Origin of the sequence: Daejeonella sp., assembly GCF_044342615.1 — a bacterium.
Taxonomy (GTDB): Bacteria; Bacteroidota; Bacteroidia; order Sphingobacteriales; family Sphingobacteriaceae; genus Daejeonella.
In genome coordinates, this window is sequence record NZ_JBIIPN010000208.1 from 1 (window position 1) to 3,264 (window position 3,264).

Genomic DNA, 3,264 nt, shown 5'->3' on the forward strand with positions numbered 1-3,264 from the left:
TGCACTTCAAGTGAAGGTTGAGAAATTTAAAGATGTGGTTAAAATTGGTCGTACGCACTTAATGGATGCTACGCCTTTAACCCTGGGACAGGAGTTTTCGGGTTACGTTTCTCAGCTTAACCACGGTTTAAAAGCTTTGAAAAATACCCTAGACCACCTTTCGGAATTAGCGCTTGGCGGGACTGCCGTTGGTACGGGAATTAATACGCCTAAAGGTTATGATGTGAAGGTGGCCGATTATATTGCCCAATTTACCGGACTTCCATTCATAACTGCTGAAAACAAATTTGAGGCACTTGCTGCACATGATGCCATAGTAGAAACACATGGTGCTTTGAAGCAAATTGCGGTTTCGCTGATGAAAATCGGTAATGACATTCGCCTTCTTGCTTCTGGTCCGCGCTCTGGAATTGGAGAAATTCATATCCCTGATAATGAACCAGGCTCTTCTATCATGCCAGGAAAGGTTAATCCCACTCAAAATGAGGCGATTACCATGGTTGCTGCGCAGGTTATGGGTAATGATGTAACCATCAGCATCGGCGGATCAAATGGTCATTATGAACTAAACGTATTTAAGCCAGTGATGGCGGCCAACTTCTTACAGTCGGCACGCTTAATTGGTGATGCATGTGCTTCATTTACAGACAATTGCGTTGCGGGTATCGAGCCAAATTATGAGGGCATTAAAAAGCACTTAGAAAATTCACTGATGCTCGTAACTGCTTTAAATCCGCATATCGGTTATGAAAATGCGGCAAAAATTGCCAAAAAAGCATTAAAAGAAAATAAATCGCTCAGAGAAGCTGCTTTAGATCTCGGACTGTTAACAAATGAGCAGTTTGATCAATGGGTGCGCCCGGAAGATATGATTGGCGGACTAAAATAATTCATTATGCGCTCCGAAGGTTTTCGGGGCGCTTTTAAACTATCAAAATGGCAAAATATGCTTATTGCTTTTTATTCGTATTAAGCGTTCTTGCGTTTACATCCTGTAAATTTAATCCCAACCTTCAAGGAAAAGGAAATGAAGGCATACAGGGAGTTTGGGAAGAAGATTCTGTTGATTACCAAGATCAAAAATTGCAATATTCGAAACATAAATTTCGATTTACCTGCGATTCGGTTTATGTAACGATAGAAACATTTGCGAAAGTAAATATATATCCAGATTCATGTTTCAACAATGGAAGATGGACTGAATATGCAAAAGGTACCTATTTAACCAAAGAGGATACACTAATTGTTTCTGCTACCTTCACAAAACCTAATTTTAAGCAAAAGATTTCGGGCTGCTACCGCATCGGACAATACCTTCCAGCCTTTGTAATCAGAAAAAACGCTGCAGATAGCTTATATTTGGAAAGTGTGCAACAACATCTACAACTCAAATTAGCATTAAAAGAAAGAACGGTTTGCGTTCAAAAACCCCTAAACTAATTGATTATGAAATTCTGGTCCCTAAAAAAACTATTTTTTGCCGCCATTTTGCTAAATATGCCTTTTCAAGGTATGGCATGGGGAATGCTTGGTCATCGTGTGGTAGGTGAAATTGCTGAGACTTATTTGACCCGAAAAGCGAGCCGCGAAGTAAAAAACATTCTTGGAAATGAAAGCCTAGCAATGTCGAGTAATTGGGCTGATTTTATTAAATCGGAACCTAAATTTGATTATATTGGTAATTGGCATTACATCAATTTACCAGCAGGCATGAGCATCGAGAAACTTAGCCAGCACTTGCAAAATGACACCACTACAAATGCACTCACCCGAATTAATTTTCTAAGTTCAGAGCTTAAAAATAAGTCACTTGAACAAGAAAAAAAGGTGATGTACCTCAAACTTTTAATTCACATCGTTGGGGATCTACATCAACCCATGCATACTGGCCGATTTGAAGACCTTGGAGGCAATAAAGTGCAGTTAAAGTGGTTCGGTCAAAATACTAATTTACACCGTGTATGGGACAGTGACCTAATTGATTATCAAAATCTTAGCTATACTGAATACGCTAAATCCATTAATTTTCTTGATAAAAAAAGACTACATTCTCTTCAACAAGAAGGTGCCACACAATGGGTAATAGATTCTTATAAAATCAGTGAGAAATTATATGCTGGCGTAAAAACGGATGAGAAATTGAGCTACAAATACATCTATGATCATATAGAAACTGCTAATCAACAATTGCTGAAAGGCGGCGTGCATTTAGCAGCTCTTTTAAATGATATTTTCCAAAACTAATTCATAAAAGCGCTAAAATCCATGAAAATCTTGATGGTTTGTTTAGGTAATATTTGTCGCTCACCATTGGCTCATGGCGTTTTAGAGCATCTGGTGAAGGAAAAAAACCTGACTTGGGAAATTGATTCGGCGGGTACGGGTAACTGGCATATTGGCGAGCAACCCGATAGACGGTCGATTGCTGTAGCTCGAAAATATGGAGTAGATATTAGCAATCAATCGTGTAGGCAGTTTCAAAGCGATGATTTTGAGAAATTTGATCATATTTTAGTGATGGATCAAAATAATTTATCGGATGTAATTTCCTTAGCACAAAGTGATGCGGACTTCGGAAAAGTTCGTCTTTTTTTAAAAAATGGCATTGTACCCGATCCCTATCATGACGATAATCAATTTGATCCCGTTTATCAAATGATCGAAAAACGTTGTTTAGAACTTATTGAGGAGCTCGGCACAAATCGTTAAGCTTCTAGTCTTTTTGTACATTTGACACATGGCAATAATCAAACCATCTATTCCGAAAGGTACCCGCGATTTTTCCGCATCCGAAATGGTGAAGCGCAATCATATTTTTAATACCATCAGTTCGGTATTTAAAAAGTATGGCTATCAGGAGATACAAACTCCCACAATGGAAAATCTGAACACCCTAACTGGTAAATATGGGGATGAAGGTGATAAGCTAATTTTTAAGGTTTTAAATTCTGGAGATTACCTTTCGGGGGTAAGCTCCGAAAAATTGGATAGTCGCAATTCACAAGCACTCATCTCAGAAATAAGTGAAAAAGCATTACGCTACGACCTAACCGTGCCTTTTGCACGCTATGTAGTGATGCATAGAAATGATATCTCTTTCCCATTTAAACGCTTTCAAATTCAACCCGTTTGGCGTGCCGATCGTCCGCAAAAAGGAAGATACCGCGAATTTTATCAATGCGATGCGGATGTAGTAGGCTCCGAAAGTTTAATTAATGAGGCCGAATTTGTATTGATTTATCACGAGGCTTTAAGCAAACTGGG

The 3,264-nt window shown here is 38.8% G+C and carries 5 protein-coding genes; all 5 read left to right on the plus strand.

The genetic code is table 11. The features are described 5' to 3' along the window. Nucleotides 1–889, plus strand: an 889-nt coding sequence (locus tag ACIQ0D_RS12375; RefSeq protein ID WP_395806070.1) for a class II fumarate hydratase, incomplete at its 5' end; no start/stop codon positions are given. A 47-nt stretch (nucleotides 890–936) separates the two neighbouring features. Continuing rightward, nucleotides 937–1,440 carry a fumarate hydratase gene (locus ACIQ0D_RS12380; protein WP_395806072.1) on the plus strand — a complete coding sequence of 168 codons (504 nt, stop codon included), beginning with the start codon at nucleotides 937–939 and terminating at the stop codon, nucleotides 1,438–1,440. Nucleotides 1,441–1,446: 6 nt separating this feature from the next. Further along, nucleotides 1,447–2,244 (plus strand): S1/P1 nuclease, encoded by a 798-nt coding sequence (locus ACIQ0D_RS12385; protein WP_395806074.1) that lies wholly within the window; start codon nucleotides 1,447–1,449, stop codon nucleotides 2,242–2,244. 21 nt (nucleotides 2,245–2,265) lie between these two features. Next, entirely contained in the window at nucleotides 2,266–2,709 is a 444-nt protein-coding gene (locus tag ACIQ0D_RS12390; RefSeq protein WP_395806076.1) for a low molecular weight protein-tyrosine-phosphatase, read from the plus strand. A gap of 28 nt (nucleotides 2,710–2,737) precedes the next feature. Then, on the plus strand, nucleotides 2,738–3,264 hold a 527-nt coding region (locus tag ACIQ0D_RS12395; protein ID WP_395806078.1), incomplete at its 3' end, for an ATP phosphoribosyltransferase regulatory subunit.

Coding starts and splice junctions, on each gene's coding strand:
- ACIQ0D_RS12390 (WP_395806076.1), top strand. CDS start 2,266: ATGAAAATCTTGATGGTTTGTTTAGGTAATATTTGTCGCTCACCATTG.
- ACIQ0D_RS12380 (WP_395806072.1), top strand. CDS start 937: ATGGCAAAATATGCTTATTGCTTTTTATTCGTATTAAGCGTTCTTGCG.
- ACIQ0D_RS12385 (WP_395806074.1), top strand. CDS start 1,447: ATGAAATTCTGGTCCCTAAAAAAACTATTTTTTGCCGCCATTTTGCTA.